Raw genomic sequence first — 14,290 nt, 5'->3', positions numbered from 1 at the left:
GGTAATGGAGAACCGGCGATCCATCCGTGTCGTGCCCGCCACACCCGGGACTATCCTGGAGGAATCCACATGAGGTGAGTGCCCCGATGGCAGAGAACGATCCCCTCGCCACCCAGCGAGCCACGGTCTCCCACGTCGCCGCGGCGGAGGACGAGACCGTCGAGGATCTGCGCCTCGCGGGGTTCGCCGACGCAACCGAGATCGGCCGTGGTGGCTTCGGGGTGGTGTACCGGTGCCGGGAGACGGCGCTCGAGCGCACCGTCGCGGTGAAGGTGCTCACCGCCCCGCTCGACGCCGACAACCTCGACCGATTCCTCCGCGAGCAGCGCGCGATGGGCAGGCTCTCCGGGCATCCGCACATCGTCACCGTCCTGCAGGTCGGCACCACCGGCAGTGGCCGGCCCTACCTGGTCATGCACTACCACCCCCACGACTCGCTCGAGGCGCGCATCCGCCGCTACGGGCCGCTGCCGTGGCCGGACGTGCTGCGCATCGGCGTCAAGCTCGCCGGGGCGCTCGAGACGGCGCACCGGGCCGACGTGCTGCACCGCGACGTCAAGCCCGCGAACATCCTGCTCACCCAGTACGGCGAACCGCAGCTCACCGACTTCGGCATCGCCCGCATCGCGGACGGCTTCCGCACCTCGTCCGGCGCGATCACGGGCTCCCCCGCCTTCACCGCGCCGGAGATCCTGGCCGGGTCGCCGCCGACCCCGGCCGCCGACGTCTACGGTCTGGCCGCCACCCTGTTCTGCGCGCTGACCGGGCATGCGGCGTTCGAGCGGCGCCGCGGGGAGCAGGTGGTCACGCAGTTCCTGCGGATCACCACCGAACCGGTCCCGGATCTGCGGGGCACCGGCGTCCCCGAGGAGGTGTGCTCCGCCCTGGAACGCGGCATGGCCACCGATCCGGAGGCCCGTCCGCAGTCCGCCGCGGAGTTCGGCGAGTTGCTGCAGCGGGCACAGGACCGCGGCGGCTGCGACGTGGACGAGATGGCACTGCCCGTGGACCCGGACGGACTCGGACCGCTGCCCGTCCCGGGAACCACGCACACCACCGGACCCCACCTCACGCCCACCGCGATCACCACGCCGCCGGTGCCGGTGACCCGGTTCCGGCCGCACGCCGCCAGCCGACCGCTGGTCCAGCGCATCCACCTCATCGACCGGCTGCGCCGCGCCCGGCGTCGCCGGCTCGTCGCGATCCACGCCCCGACCGGGTTCGGGAAGTCGACGCTGGCCGCTCAGTGGCGGGAGGTCCTCACCGCCGAGGGCGTCGCGGTGGCCTGGCTCGCGGTCGACCGGGACGACAACGACGTGGTGTGGTTCCTCACTCATCTGATCGAGGCGTTCCGGCAGGTGCGTCCGCAGTTCGCCCGCCAGCTGCGGCAGGTGCTCGAGGCCCACGGCGACGACGCCGAACGGTACGTCCTGTCCACCCTCATCGACGAGATCCATCGCGAGCAGACCCCGATGGCCTTGGTGATCGAGGACTGGCACCTCGTCACCGCACCGGGCACCGTCGCGGCACTGGACTTCCTCCTCGACCGAGGATGTCATCACCTGCAGATCGTGGTGACCAGCCGGAGCCGGGCCGGGCTGCCGCTCAGCCGGATGCGGGTGCTCGACGAACTCGTCGAGATCGACTCGGACGCTCTGCGGTTCGACGCCGAGGAAGCCGAGGGCTTCCTGCGCGACGTGAGCGGCCTCGACCTCGGTCCCGAAGACATCCGGGGCCTGACCGATGTCACCGACGGCTGGGTCGCCGCGCTGCAACTGGTGTCCTTGTCCCTGCGCGACAGCGAGGATCCGACCGATCTGATCGAGAACCTCTCGGGCCGCCACCACGCCATCGGCGAGTTCCTCGCGGACAACGTGCTCGACACCCTCGAGCCGGAGGTGTACGAGTTCCTGCTCGCGACGTCCGTCACCGAGGAGATCACCGGCAGCCTCGCCACCGCGCTCACCGGCGACCCGCACGGACAGGCGATGCTCGAGCAGATCGAGGCCCGGGATCTGTTCCTGCGCCGGGTCGACGACGAGGGCAGCTGGTTCCGCTACCACCGGCTGTTCGGGGATTTCCTGCGCCGCCGGCTCGAGCGTGATCATCCCGAACGCGTGGAGCCGCTCCATCGTGCCGCCGCGCAGTGGTTCGCACACCAGCACATGCTGCGCGAGGCCGTGGACCACGCCCTCAGCGCCGACGACCAGGAACTCGCCGTCGACATCATCGCCGCCGACGGGATGTTCCTGATCGAGCACTCCCACATGACGACTCTGCTGGCGCTGGTCGCCAAGCTACCGCCCCGCGTGGTGGCCGGACACCCGCGGCTGCAGATGACGGTGGCGTGGGCGAACGCGTTGCTGCAACGGGCCGACCAGACCCGCACCGCACTCGCGGCGGCGCGGGGATGTTTCAGCTGCTGCAACGCGGCGGCGGAGGACATCGCCGTCCTGCAGGTCGAGGCCGACGTCGTCGAGGGTGTCGTCGCAGTCTCCACCGACCGCATCGCCGACGTGGCGGACAGGGTTGCGCCGTGCCTGGACGATCCGGACGCGTTCCGGCCGTGGGTGGTGTCCGTCGCGGCGAATGTGGCGACCTTCGTGGACATCTACCGATTCGACTTCGAGTCCGCCCGGCAGCGGCAGCGGTGGGCCGAGCCGTACCACCGCGCCGCCAACGGCCCCTTCAGCCGCGTGTACGGGCAATGTCTGCTCGGGATCGCGGCCAACGAGCAGCTCAACGTCGCCGTGGCCGAGAGACATTTCCGTGCGGGACTGCGGACCGCGCGCAAGGTGGGCGGCATCCACACCCACGCCGCGCGGCTGGCCGCCGCCATGCTCGGGGAGCTGCTCTACGAACAGGGCCGGATCACCGAGGCCGAGGCTCTGCTCGACGAAAGTCACGAGCTCGGAACCGAAGGCGGCGTACCCGACTTCATGATCGCCCGGTTCGTCACGGCCGCGCGGCTCAAGGCGCTGCGCGGTGACCGCGCCGCCGCGGCGGCACTGCTCGACGAGGGAGCGCGGGCCGCCGACGACTACCGGTTGCCGCGACTGCGTGCCCGGGTGGTCAACGAGCGCGTGCGGCTCGGCCTGCCGGGACCGCAGCCCGCCCCGCGACGGATGCCGGCGTCCGATGCCCCCGACCCCGACGGCATCACGGAGATCACCGCTCAGGTGGAGGACGCCACCGCCATCCGGCTGCTCTACGGCAGCGGCAGGCCCGAGGACGCCGCCGAGGCATGCGAGTGGGCCCGGCTGTGGCACCGTCGCGTCTCCGGACGCGGTCGGCATCGCGCCGAACTGCAGGCGGTGCGGCTGCTGGTGGCGTGCCTGCACGCCGCCGGACGGATCGAGGAGGCCCAGCACGTGCTGGCCCCCGCCGTGGCGACGTGCGGGCGCCTGGGCATGCTCCGTTACCTCGTCGACGGGGGAGCCCACGTGGTGCCGCTCCTGCCACTGCTGCGCGATCGGCTGCGCACCCTGTTGTGGCCCCCGGACTGGCCGGCGGTGGACGAGGCCTTCCTCGACGAGATGGTGCGGCTGGCGGAGGCCGGCGGCGCGAGCATCGCGCTGTGAACCCGGGCCGCCCCGAACACCCCGGGGTAGGGCAGACTGCGAGCGTGACCGCTGCCGTCCCCGACCACATCCGCACCAGGCTCTGGCGCGACGGACGGCTCGTCGCCGAGAACTACCCGCTGGCGGACGTCTCCGAGTACCTCCAGGACGAGACCGCCCTGGTGTGGGTGGACCTGCACGATCCGACGCACCGCGAACTGACCGACATCGCGGAGGAGCTGGCGTTCGATCCGCACGCCGTCGAGGACGTGGTGGCGCACGGGGAACGCACGAAGGTCACCCGTTACTCCACTCACACCTTCCTCACCGTCTACGCCACGTCGCTGGCGGACGGGAGTGAGCCGGCCGACACGCTCGGGTCCCGGCTCAGGACCACGCGGGTCTCGGTGTTCGTGGTCCCCCGCGGCCTGGTCACGGTGCACCGGGGCACCGGCCTGGACGTCGACGAGGTGGTGCGGCGGTGGGACGACAACGCCGATCTGCTCCGGCACGGCACCGCCGCGCTGCTGCACGGGCTGCTCGACGTCGTCGTCGACGGCCAGTTCGAGACCATTCAGGGGCTCGACGACGCGATCGAGGAACTGGAGGACCGGTTGTTCGACGAGCGCGCGCACATTCGCGCGCTCCAGCGTCACACCTACCGGGTACGCAAGGAACTCGTCCAGTTGCGCCGTGTCGTCCTGCCGATGCGTGAGGTGGTCGCCGCGGTGATGCGGCACCGGGCCGAGCGGGGCAACTCCGTCGAACTCGACGGCTGGTACAGCGACCTGTACGACCACGTCATCCGCGCGACGGAATGGACCGAATCCCTGCGCGACATGATCACCACCGTCTTCGAAACCAACCTGTCGCTGCAGGACGCGCGTCTGAACACCGTGATGAAGAAGCTCACGGGGTGGGCCGCGATCATCGCCGTGCCCACCGCGGTGACAGGGTGGTACGGACAGAACGTGCCGTACCCCGGCTTCGGGCAGTGGAGCGGGGTGCTGTCGAGCACCGCGGTCATCGCCGCGTCCGCGGGAACCCTCTACATCGTGTTCAAGCAACGCAACTGGTTGTGACGGACGCCGGGTACGGCACGTGTCTGCTCGGCTACGTGGTTCCTTCGGAGTCGTCGAAGAACCGCCAGTCGTCGTCGCCCTCGACCCTGACCTCCATACGCCAGCCCAGTTCGCTGTTGTCGGCCTTGGAGTCCACGAACCAGGCGTGCGCGTCGTCCGCGCTCTCGATGTCCTTGGTCGCCACCACTTCGCCCTTGGGGTCGATCACTCGGTATGTAGCCATGCCGGGGGCTTTCCCCGGCGATCCGGCACTCAAACCCGAGCCCCCAGGATTGGCATGGCCGGGGCCGGGGTATCCGGGGATGGAAGTGACCACGGACGAAGGAGGATGAAGTGGCTGATTTCATCGACAAGGCCAAGCACAAGGCCGAGGACGTCACCGGTCAGGCCAAGGAAGGCGCCGGCCGCGCGACCGGCGACCGCGACCTCGAGGCCGAGGGCCGGGGCGACCAGGCGTCGAGCGGTCTGAAGCAGGCGGGCGACAAGATCTCCGATGCCGCCGGCAAGGTCAAGGACTCGTTCAAGAAGTAGCGCCGCGGCGCGCAAGCACGCGCGTGGCCCCGTCGACCCCGTCGACGGGGCCACGGCTCGTTTCCGGGGCCGTCAGCGTCCCTCCCCCGGCCGTGCCTGCTCCCCGGAGGTCGCGTTGCCGTACTGCTCCTTCGACAGCGGAATCTGCGTTCGACCGGGTTCCGGTGAGAGGTCGTCGCGCGGCCCGGCCAGCGGCGCGTACTCGTGCAGTTCCCGGGGGCCCTGGTCGAGCCGGAACGGCGGGTACTCGTCGCGCAGCAGCGCCGCGTAGGCCCACACCCGGAAACGCCAGCGGTTGATGCCCACGACGAGATCGAACACCCCGCTCGGGTAGCGGGCGGTGAACAGCAGGGCGATCGCCGCGACGAGCACGAGAATGCCGAGCAGGGACCACGAGTAGGTCCACGCCGCGTCGTCCCAGTCGCCTGAGGTCGCGGTGGCCCCGCCTCCGACGAGCACGGCGAGGATCAGGTAGTGCGGGACGGCGAGCAGCCACCACTTGACCAGCACCAGTCCCCGGGAGAGACGTTCCGGATAGGGGACGTCGAAGTCGGCGGGGTAGTCCGTGCGATGCAGGCTGAAGGGCGGATACCGGTCGGTGCCCAGCGCCGAGTAGGTGTAGAACCCCACCCGCCACCACCACCGCATCACGCCGACGTTGAAGTCGAACAGCGCCCGCGGGTAGCGGCCGGTGAACAGGATCGCGAAGCCCGCGACGACGGTCGTGACGAAGTGCGCGATCGCGAGGAAGAAGAGCACGATGTAGTGCGGGATCGCCAAGAGCCACTTCACGAGCCACAGCCAGCGCGACGGCGAGTCCGGGTCGCCGCGCAACATCACCGGGTAGGTGCCCGGGGCGACGGCGGCCGGCGGCGGAGCGTGCGCCGAGGGCGGACCGTGCCGGCCGAGCCCCACCGCGCCGAGGACGAGCAGCGGAACCCCGATCACGAGCAGGACGAGAGCACTGACGAGCAGCCACAGCGCGAGGGGTCCCAGGAACGGGAACTGGGCGCCCGCCTGCAGGTCCACGACGACGCCCGGGGTGGCGTCGGCGTTCATCACGACGATCGACCACACCCCTTCCTGGAAGTCCCAGCGCAATTCCTGTGTCCCGGGTCCGGCAGCCGACGCGGCCCAGAAGTCCTCGTCACCGGGAACCTGGGCGGGGTCGTCGCCGGGGATCTCGCGGTACTCGGCGCGGAACGGCTCGAACCGGACGTCGGTGAGTTCGGCGTGTGCGACCCCGGACAGGAAGGCGTCGACCTCCCGCTGCGGGCCGATGCCGACGAACACCGGCTGTCCGGGATCCTCCGATGCCGCACGCAATCTGAGCCGGCCGAAGTCCTCGGCGCCGAAACCGGTGGGCGTGTCGTCGAAGACCAGGTCGATGCGTTCGGAGACGAGGGCGCTCGAGTCGGTGCGGAAACGCTCGGTCGGAGCGGTGAACCAGCCGTCGTCGCGCTGGACGAAGTACCCCCAGCCGAGCACGCCGGCGGCGGCGAGCAGGGCCAGTCCGAGCATCGACAGCAGAACACCCACCACGAACATGACGATGTTGCCGGCCTTCATAGCGGCCTCCGATTCGGAGTGTCGTACACGCGGTCCGAACTCACCGTAGACGCGACCGAACAGGACGAACAAGACTTTGCCCCACCTCGCCGCGCCGCACCCCGCGACACGTCACGCACCGGTTCCGTGCGCGTAACGCATCGGCCATCCAGCGGCGTGTAGGGTGAGGGCATCGACGACACGTCTCGGTCGATCGCTTCCGGTCGGGCGAGTACAGCGTGATTTCGGTCGAGCACCACCCACCGAGCCCTGCCCCGGAACTGCCGTACCCGCATACCGGGTGCGGGTGTAGCGGCGGCAGCGTCGGGGTACCACAGCTACGCCGCCCGACACGGCTCGCCGGCCCGAAAGGACATCATGCACAACGAAACCGAGTTCCAGACGCCGCTCTTCGTCGAGCCCACCACTCCCGGCGACGAGGGCAGCACCGAGCCCGTCGCGACCTCGCAGCCGCCGAGCGGCCCCTACGACTACAACGCCATCTTCTCCGCCCGGGCCTGATCGCCGTCCGCGTCGTTCCGTACTGCGGGAAATCGGTTTCGGACTGCGGGATGACGTGCCCGCCAGACGATCCCGGCGCCGCCCTCGCAACGGATGACCCGTGCGGCCGGACCGCCGCCCGGTCGCGTACAGTGGACCACGGCCGGAGGGGAAGACCCGGCCACGCGAACGCCCCGGCTCCGTGCCGGGGCGTTCGTCATTCCGGGCGATGCCCGGAACGACGATTGGAACCGGCCGGGAACGGGAACGCACCCTGTGGGTCGCCCCACGACCCGTTCCCGACCGGAAGGATTGATCATGACCGAGGTGCTGTTCGTCGTGACAGGAGCCGATCACTGGACGCTCGCCGACGGGACGCAACACCCGACGGGATTCTGGGCCGAGGAACTGATCGAGCCGTACCGGGTGTTCACCGATGCCGGCTTCCATCTCACGTTCGCCACGCCGGGCGGCCGCAGCCCGGTCGTGGACGAGGCCAGCCTCGCACCCGACGCCGCCGGCGGCGAGGACCGCAGTGACGAGCTGCGGCGGACCCTCACGGAGCTGAGGCCGGTCCTCGACTCGCCCGCCGTACTCGAGGACGTGCGCGCCGAGGACTACGACCTCGTGTTCGTCCCGGGCGGGCACGGCCCGATGGAGGACCTCGCCGTGTCCGAACCGTTCGGCAGGCTGCTCGCGGAGTTCATGGCCGCCGGCAAGCTCGTCTCCGTCGTATGCCATGCTCCCGCAGCGTTGTTGCCCGCACGAGGTGCCGACGGCGGCTGGCTCTTCGACGGGTACCGGATGACCGGCTTCACCAACGAGGAGGAGACGCAGGCCGGGCTCGCCGAGAAGGCGCCGTGGCTGCTCGAGGACCGCCTCCGCGAGAGCGGCGCCCGATTCGACGCGGGACCGGCATGGGAATCACACGTGGTCGTCGACCGCAGCCTCTACACCGGGCAGAACCCGGCGTCGTCGCGGGCGGTGGCCGAGCGAGTGGTCGAGGCGACGAAGAGTTAGCCCCTTCGGCGCCCGAGGACTCTCGGAGGGCGGATCGGACACCCTGTGGTTCACAGCCGGACGCGTGATCGTGATCGATCCCCTCGACTACCGACTCGCGAAGACGCGCACGTTCGCGCACGCCGAGATGTACAACCCTGAACTGGGCGATCGACTCGGTCCGCAAGGCCGGGACGATCCCGGTGATGGGCGCGTACGGCTCGACGTTCAGCGCCGTGAAGTTCGGGGACTCCATGGACGAGGGACTGACGCTGCGGATGAACCAGTGCCCGGTCGAGCGTCGATCGCCACGCTTGTCCGAGCACATCCGTAACGGTTACCTCAACCCGAAAGAGGTTGTCACGCAAAGAATCCCACGCGAACACATCGCGGAGGCCTATCACATCATGCCGGCCGAGCTGGACGACTGCATCAGGAATCGTCTCTGCTCGTAACCGCCGGCGGGACTACGCCTTGCAGACATACCGGACATCCGGTTTCCTGTAGCTGTGCGCTGCCCGTGGAAGTGGAACAAGGACGAACCGCTCTTCGGTGACCCCGAGGCCCCGCGCGGCATGGTGGCGATCGTCGCCGTCGTCGTCGCGGTCGTCGTCTCGGCGACAGTGCTGTTGCTGCTGGCCTCGGGCGGGACGCTGCGCTGAGACTGCGGCGGAAGACTCGCCGGCGGCCGTCGTGCCACCCCTCCCCTGCGTTCCGGGCGTCGTATTCGGCCGAATGCGGCCCGAAGGGAATGTTCGCCTGGAACGATTCCGGGTGTGAAGCACTTTCGGATTGTGGACCGAGACGGTGCCGTCATCGACCAGCAGTCGTTCGAGACCCAGGACGAAGCCCTCGCATGGGCGCACACCCACCCGCGGTCGGGAGCCCCGGAATGGACGCTGGAGGAACAGGTCGGGCACGACTGGGAGAAACGGGAGAACCGGGAGCGGTCCTGACCCGACCGGTCGGGACCGTCCCGGCCGTGGATCACCCCTTCTGACGCTTCGCCCAGGTCAGCAGAAGCTTCGGCTCTCCGGGATCGGAAGAATCGAGTTCCAGCGTGGCGTCTTCGGGAGCGCCCGCGAGGAAGGCCCGGACGATACTCATCGTGACCGGCGTCGTGAGGGACAGAACGGCACTTTCGGATTCGTTCGACATGTTCCGAACGTATCGTCATCGCGGACCCCGTGCCGGGTGGGAAGAGCGATCGAACTACCCGACGGCAACTGGATCGGTGGCGTGTCGTCGGTTCTCCCCGCCTGACGACGTGTCCTGCCGAACCCTCCCGGATGCCGTGAGCGGTTCGCCGCTTCCGCCGGGTCTCTGCTCGACGGGCCCCGTCAGGGAGTCAACGCCCGGCAATCGTCGAGCTGAGCGGGGGGCTGTCCACCGCCCCGTTCCCGGCTGTCGTCCTGGATGACCGTGCCGACGTACCGATTGGTGAACGGGATCTGGTCGGCCTCCACGGTCCCCTGCAGCACGATCCTGCCATTGACCCTGGCCGTGTACCGGTTCCCGTCGGCACGCAGCTCGACGACCGCGCCTTCGGGGAACTTCGACGTGGACGCGTACTGCGGCGTCCCCGCGGCGGGAGCGAATCCGTTCGGGCTGGAAGGATCCTCGTAGTACAACGCCATCATGCTCTCGGTGAACGCGAACTGCACACCGGTGTCGACACCGGGATTGGCACGCACCACCGGACCGATCGACGAGTGCTCCGGGTCGCGTCCGTTCCAGCGGACCACACACCGCATCACCTGCGTCTCGCTCGGCATCGGCTCACTCCAGAACGCGAGACTCAGCGGGGTCGACGGAGTCCCCCGGCCGTCGAGATGACCGTTCACGATCTTCAGGGTGCCGCCCCCGTGGGTGATCCAGTTCGGGCCGAGCGGACCGTCCGGACGATCGAAGTCGTCGGCCGCACGCAGGACCAGCGGAGCCGGTGCGCGGCGGATGCCCTCGACCCCCTCGTCGGCGGTGGCCACGAGCGGGGAGGCTGCCATCCCTGGAATCGGAGCGAACTCCGGCGCGGAGGCGCGGACCTGTTCGTCGGCGGTACCCGGATCCGCGGCGGCGAGGGGTGAGACTCCGGTTGCGAGGGCCAGCGACCCCCACACGATGCCGAGCCGCACTGCACCCCTCCGGACGGACGCGCCCAGGCGATCGTTTGGTTCGGTAAGCACACAGGGCATTGTAGGGGCGGAAGTCGCGGCTGCCAGTGATGCCCGTCACGACCATCGCCCTCGGCCCCACGCGGGGCGGTCTGGAAGCCGTATCGAACGCGCCGGTCGGGTCGGCTCACAGCTGGTTGGGTTGTGGTGCCCCCAGTCGGACTCGAACCGACACTCGGCGGATTTTAAGTCCGCTGCCTCTGCCAATTGGGCTATGGGGGCGCATGAAGAGAGTAGAGCGTGGCGCCTCGGGGCCCGCAGCCGCGTCGCGCCCAGTCATCCGCGGAGACGATCGTCAGCGCGTACGGCTGGGCGCGGAGCGGCTGAGTGCCGCGGCTGCCTACGCGATCGACAGTGCGATCCCGTCGAGGATGTCGTGCTCGCTCACGACCAGCTCGCCGATGCCCGCGCGACGAGCGAGTTCGTCGGCCAGCACCGTCGTGACGACGGCTCCGCCCCCGATGACGTCGACCCGTCCGGGGTGCATCGGGCCGAGCGCGGCGCGTTCGTCGTGGGTGGCGGCGAGCAGGCCGTCGCACACCTGGCGCAGCCGGTCGAAGCCGACGGTGGACAGGTGCACCCGCTCGGGGTCGTATTCCTCGAGCCCGTTCGCGAGCGCCGCGATCGTGGTCATGGTGCCGGCGACGCCGACCCAGGTGCGAGCCTGCTCCACCGGCACGTGGGCGAGCGCTTCGGTGATCTTCTCCCCCGCGAACGTGCGCGCCGCGGCGACCTGCTCGGCCGTGGGCGGGTCGTCGTGCAGGCACCGCTCGGTCAGGCGCACGCACCCGATGTCGGTGGAGTAGGCGGCGTGCACGCCGTCCGCGTCGCCGAGCACCACCTCGGTGGAACCGCCGCCGAGGTCGACGACGACGAACGGCCCGCGTGCCGGGTCGAGTTCGCCCACGGCGCCGGTGAAGGACAGCCGCGCTTCCTCGTCGCCGGAGATGACTTCGGCCTCGGCACCGGCGATCACCGCGCCGAGGACCTCGCGGGTCATGGCGAAGAAGTCGTCCCGGTTGGCGGCGTCGCGGGTGGCGGAGGTGGCGACCATTCGCACCGCCTGCGCCCCGGTCTCGCGGACGAGGCCGGCGTATTCGACGAGGGCGACGCGGGTGCGTTCGATCGCCTCGGGGGCGAGCCGGCCGGTCGCGTCGACGCCCTGGCCGAGCCGCACGACCCGCATCAACCGGGTGACGTCGGTGAGCCGGCCGCCGTCGTCGAGATCGGCGATGAGCAGGCGGATGGAGTTGGTGCCGCAATCGATCGCCGCGACGCGGCGGGTACCCGCGGTCACTCGCCCTGCCCGCGCAGTTCGGCGTAGGTGGGCCAGTCGGCGGGGATCGCGGTGCCGCGCAGGCCGGCGTCGGCGGCGAGGGCGACGGCTTCGTCGCCGAACGGGTTCACCCCGGGTCCTTTGGCGAGGGAATGAGCGATGAGTACGTGCAGGCACTTGACGCGGTCGGGCATGCCGCCGCCGCTGAAGTCGGTGCCGAGCGATTCGATGGCGTCGCGTTCGGCCAGGTAGGACTCGTGGGCACGGCGGTACGCGGCCGCGATCTCCGGGTCGGCGGCGATCCGCTCGGTCATCTCCCTCATGACCCCACCGGATTCCTGCCGGCTGGCCTCGGCGGTGAGCCGCGGATCGGTGAGGTAGAACAGCGTCGGGAACGGCGTGCCGTCGGGCAGCTTGGGTGCGGTCTTCACCACGCCGGGGGCGCCGTCCGGGCAGCGGTAGGCGATGGCGAGAACGCCACGCGGAGCCCGCCCGAGCTGGGCGGCGACGGCGTCGAGGTCTTCCTGTGCGACGGGATCGGTCACCCGGTCGGTTCTCCTGGTTCTGGGGGCGCCACCGGCATCTGCCGCGGCACCGGGGCGGGTTCGGGTTCTGGCGCGGGCACGGACACCGACTGCCACAGGTCGCTGTACCAGGCGCCCGTGGAAGGCAGTTCCTCGGCTTGCTCGGCGACCGGTTCCTGATAGTCGCCGGGCAACTGCACCTGGTAGGGGGTTTCGCCGGGCATGACGAACCGCAGGCGCTCGCGGGCCTGGGCGCGGATCCACGCGGGATCCTCGATCTGCGCCTTCTGTTCGCGCAGCGCCGCGATCTCCTGCTCGAGCTGCGCCCGTTCCGCGGCGACCCGCTCGGCCTCGGAGCGCTGGCTGACGTACGTGCGCAGCGGAACCGCGAGGGTCAGGGCGAGGCCGCACACCACGAGGGCGAGGACGACGGCACGGCCGGTGGACAGGCCGAAGAAGGTGCGCTCGGGGCGGGCGGCCCGGGATTCGCGCGGCGTCCCGACCCGGGTGGGCCGGGCCCGGCCCCCGGTGCCTCCGGCGCGGGCGCCTGCGGCGTCGGCGGGTGGTTCCGTCGAGGCGGTCGGTCCGGCCGGGCGGGCCCGGCTGGGCCGCCGAGCGCCCGGCGCACCCTCGGTGCGGGTGCGCCGGGCGCCGGGCCGGGACCTACCGCGCTGGCTCATGCGGGTGCGCTCAGCCCTCGATGCTGAAACGCGGGAACGCCAGTTCGCCGGCGTACCGGGCGGCGTCGCCGAGCGACTCCTCGATGCGCAGCAGCTGGTTGTACTTGGCGACGCGCTCGGAACGGGCCGGGGCACCGGTCTTGATCTGGCCGCTGCCCACGGCGACGGCGAGGTCCGCGATGGTGGTGTCCTCGGTTTCGCCGGAGCGGTGGCTCATCATCGACTTGTACCCGTTGCGGTGCGCGAGATCGACCGCGTCGAGGGTTTCGGTGAGGGTGCCGATCTGGTTCACCTTCACGAGCAGCGCGTTGGCGGCGCCCTTGACGATGCCTTCCTCGAGACGCTCGGGGTTGGTGACGAACAGGTCGTCGCCGACCAGCTGCACCTTGTTGCCGATCTTGTCGGTCAGCGCGACCCAGCCGTCCCAGTCGTCCTCGCTCAGCGGATCCTCGATGGACACGAGCGGGTAGGCGGAGAGCAGCTCGTCGTAGAAGTCGGCGAGCTCGTCCGCGGTGCGGTCCTTGCCCTCGAACTTGTAGCCGGTGCCCGCGGTGTAGAACTCGGTGGCGGCGACGTCGAGCGCCAGCGCGACATCCGTTCCGAGCTTCAGGCCGGTCTTGGCGACGGCCTCGCTGATGAGGTCGAGGGCCTCCTTGGTGCCGGCGACGTCGGGCGCGAATCCACCCTCGTCACCGAGGCCGGTGGCCAGGCCGCGGCTCTTGAGCACGGACTTGAGGGCGTGGTACACCTCGGCGCCCCAGCGCAGGGACTCCTTGAAGGTGGGGGCGCCGATCGGGGCGACCATGAACTCCTGCACGTCGACACCGGTGTCGGCGTGGGCGCCGCCGTTGAGGATGTTCATCATCGGCACGGGCAGGATGTGGGCGTTCGGGCCGCCGAGGTAGCGGAACAGCTCGAGGCCGGAGGACTCGGCCGCGGCCTTGGCGACGGCGAGGGAGGCACCGAGGAGCGCGTTGGCTCCGAGCCGGCCCTTGTCGGGGGTGCCGTCGGTGTCGAGGAGGGCCTGGTCGACGGTGCGCTGTTCGGTCGCATCGAGGCCGATGATCGCCGGCGCGATCTCGCCGAGGACGCCCTCGACGGCCTGCTCGACGCCCTTGCCCAGGTAGCGCTCGCCGCCGTCGCGCAGCTCGACGGCCTCGTGCTCACCGGTGGAAGCACCGGAGGGCACCGCAGCGCGGGCGAAACTTCCGTCGTCGAGCAGCACCTCGACCTCGACCGTGGGGTTACCACGCGAATCGAGGATCTCGCGGGCTCCTACCTGCTCAATGATGGCCACTGGCTGATTCTCCTTCGATGGACTTCACGCTGCGGGGTCTGCACGCTGGGGACAGCCTAACCGCCCCGACCTGCGCCCGAAGCACGGCGCGCCCCGCGGTGGCGGCCACCGGCGGGTTGCC

At 70.4% G+C, this 14,290-nt stretch carries 15 protein-coding genes, 1 tRNA gene and 1 pseudogene; 8 read left to right on the top strand and 9 right to left on the bottom strand.

Annotation, left to right across the window (positions count from 1 at the left end; genetic code table 11):
* The first annotated feature begins 86 nt into the window (after positions 1–86).
* Both RR3_RS00390 and RR3_RS00385 read left to right on the top strand, forming a co-directional pair.
* Positions 87–3,581 carry a serine/threonine-protein kinase gene (locus RR3_RS00390; RefSeq protein WP_072786274.1) on the top strand — a complete coding sequence of 1,165 codons (3,495 nt, stop codon included), beginning with the start codon at positions 87–89 and terminating at the stop codon, positions 3,579–3,581.
* A gap of 44 nt (positions 3,582–3,625) precedes the next feature.
* Entirely contained in the window at positions 3,626–4,642 is a 1,017-nt protein-coding gene (locus RR3_RS00385) for a magnesium transporter CorA family protein (protein WP_010592899.1), read from the top strand.
* 31 nt (positions 4,643–4,673) lie between these two features.
* Here the strand turns inward: RR3_RS00385 and RR3_RS00380 are convergent, their stop codons facing one another.
* A complete protein-coding gene (locus RR3_RS00380; protein WP_010592900.1) occupies positions 4,674–4,865 on the bottom strand; it encodes a hypothetical protein in 192 nt (63 codons plus the stop codon).
* A 110-nt stretch (positions 4,866–4,975) separates the two neighbouring features.
* Here RR3_RS00380 and RR3_RS00375 point away from each other — a divergent pair, with 110 nt between their 5' ends.
* A complete protein-coding gene (locus tag RR3_RS00375) occupies positions 4,976–5,173 on the top strand; it encodes a CsbD family protein (protein WP_003935098.1) in 198 nt (65 codons plus the stop codon).
* 72 nt (positions 5,174–5,245) lie between these two features.
* On the opposite strand, the gene RR3_RS00370 is transcribed toward RR3_RS00375, so the two are convergent.
* Positions 5,246–6,742, bottom strand: coding sequence for a DUF4389 domain-containing protein (locus RR3_RS00370; protein ID WP_064065925.1), 1,497 nt, complete (start codon positions 6,740–6,742; stop codon positions 5,246–5,248).
* A gap of 357 nt (positions 6,743–7,099) precedes the next feature.
* Here RR3_RS00370 and RR3_RS24765 point away from each other — a divergent pair, with 357 nt between their 5' ends.
* From RR3_RS24765 to RR3_RS00355, 5 genes and pseudogenes are all read left to right on the top strand, one after another.
* Complete coding sequence (locus tag RR3_RS24765) at positions 7,100–7,243, top strand: hypothetical protein (protein WP_169833332.1); 144 nt, start codon at positions 7,100–7,102, stop codon at positions 7,241–7,243.
* A 297-nt stretch (positions 7,244–7,540) separates the two neighbouring features.
* Positions 7,541–8,242 carry a type 1 glutamine amidotransferase domain-containing protein gene (locus tag RR3_RS00365; RefSeq protein ID WP_040274538.1) on the top strand — a complete coding sequence of 234 codons (702 nt, stop codon included), beginning with the start codon at positions 7,541–7,543 and terminating at the stop codon, positions 8,240–8,242.
* A 4-nt stretch (positions 8,243–8,246) separates the two neighbouring features.
* Positions 8,247–8,676: pseudogene (locus tag RR3_RS00360) on the top strand (glutathione-dependent formaldehyde dehydrogenase); the annotation flags it as partial.
* Between the two features lie 54 nt (positions 8,677–8,730).
* Positions 8,731–8,883: a hypothetical protein gene (locus RR3_RS24760; protein WP_156525151.1), complete on the top strand. Its 153-nt coding sequence runs from the start codon at positions 8,731–8,733 to the stop codon at positions 8,881–8,883.
* A gap of 132 nt (positions 8,884–9,015) precedes the next feature.
* Positions 9,016–9,177, top strand: coding sequence for a hypothetical protein (locus RR3_RS00355; protein WP_234420170.1), 162 nt, complete (start codon positions 9,016–9,018; stop codon positions 9,175–9,177).
* 31 nt (positions 9,178–9,208) lie between these two features.
* On the opposite strand, the gene RR3_RS24755 is transcribed toward RR3_RS00355, so the two are convergent.
* The 7 genes from RR3_RS24755 to eno all read right to left on the bottom strand — a co-directional run bounded on the left by RR3_RS24755 (position 9,209) and on the right by eno (position 14,169).
* Positions 9,209–9,379, bottom strand: a complete 171-nt coding sequence (locus tag RR3_RS24755) for a hypothetical protein (protein ID WP_162919285.1) — start codon at positions 9,377–9,379, stop codon at positions 9,209–9,211.
* 182 nt (positions 9,380–9,561) lie between these two features.
* On the bottom strand, positions 9,562–10,404 hold the full coding sequence (locus RR3_RS00350) for a hypothetical protein (protein WP_234420169.1): 843 nt from the start codon (positions 10,402–10,404) through the stop codon (positions 9,562–9,564).
* Positions 10,405–10,537: 133 nt separating this feature from the next.
* Positions 10,538–10,614, bottom strand: a tRNA-Leu gene (locus RR3_RS00345).
* Between the two features lie 118 nt (positions 10,615–10,732).
* Entirely contained in the window at positions 10,733–11,689 is a 957-nt protein-coding gene (locus RR3_RS00340) for a Ppx/GppA phosphatase family protein (protein WP_040274533.1), read from the bottom strand.
* Positions 11,686–12,213: a DUF501 domain-containing protein gene (locus RR3_RS00335; RefSeq protein WP_040274530.1), complete on the bottom strand. Its 528-nt coding sequence runs from the start codon at positions 12,211–12,213 to the stop codon at positions 11,686–11,688. Before RR3_RS00335 ends, RR3_RS00340 begins: the two co-directional genes overlap by 4 nt.
* Complete coding sequence (locus RR3_RS00330) at positions 12,210–12,872, bottom strand: FtsB family cell division protein (protein ID WP_010592909.1); 663 nt, start codon at positions 12,870–12,872, stop codon at positions 12,210–12,212. The genes RR3_RS00335 and RR3_RS00330 overlap by 4 nt, the downstream gene beginning before the upstream one ends.
* Positions 12,873–12,882: 10 nt before the next feature.
* A complete protein-coding gene (gene eno, locus RR3_RS00325) occupies positions 12,883–14,169 on the bottom strand; it encodes a phosphopyruvate hydratase (protein ID WP_017679539.1) in 1,287 nt (428 codons plus the stop codon).
* Positions 14,170–14,290 lie beyond the last annotated feature (121 nt).

The organism is Rhodococcus ruber NBRC 15591, assembly GCF_001894945.1.
In the GTDB taxonomy this organism is placed as follows: Bacteria; Actinomycetota; Actinomycetes; order Mycobacteriales; family Mycobacteriaceae; genus Rhodococcus; species Rhodococcus ruber.
This window is presented reverse-complemented; position numbering and strand designations above follow the sequence as displayed.